General features: G+C 38.4%; 1 protein-coding gene. It reads left to right on the top strand.

Annotated features, from left to right (window positions below):
• A partial coding sequence (locus VF726_RS31485) for an RNA-guided endonuclease TnpB family protein (protein WP_440174141.1) occupies positions 1-489 on the top strand: 489 nt, incomplete at both ends.

Here is a 489-nt window from a genome sequence, read left to right as displayed (position 1 = left end):
AGCTGACTCGTATGCAAGATTCTTCAAAAAACAAAACAAAGCACCTCGGTTTAAATCGAAAAACAATAAAGTCCAATCCTATACAACGAAACACACAAATGGAAACATTGCGATTATAGATAATAAATTGAAGTTACCGAAACTTGGTCTTGTCAAATTTGTCAAAAGTCGTGAGATAGAAGGACGACTTTTGAGTGCTACTGTCAGAAGGAATCCAAGTGGAAAATATTTTGTCTCGATTCTTGCTGAAGCAGAAGTACAAGAATTGCCGAAGACCGATTCCACTGTTGGTATAGATGTTGGTGTGAAAAACTTTGCTATTCTTTCAACAGGTGAGGTATTCGGTAATCCAAAATGGGCTCGGGTATTAGAAAAGAAACTCGCTCATGCCCAGCGTATTCTATCTAGACGTACAAAAGGCGGAGCGAATTGGCATAAACAGCGAATGAAAGTCGCTCGTATTCATGAACGAATCAAAAATGCAAGAAT

This window comes from Bacillus sp. Brlt_9, from assembly GCF_051948935.1.
Taxonomy (GTDB): Bacteria; Bacillota; Bacilli; order Bacillales; family Bacillaceae_G; genus Bacillus_A.
The sequence above is the reverse complement of the archived record's forward strand: the minus strand, read 5'-3'. Positions and strand labels throughout refer to the sequence as shown.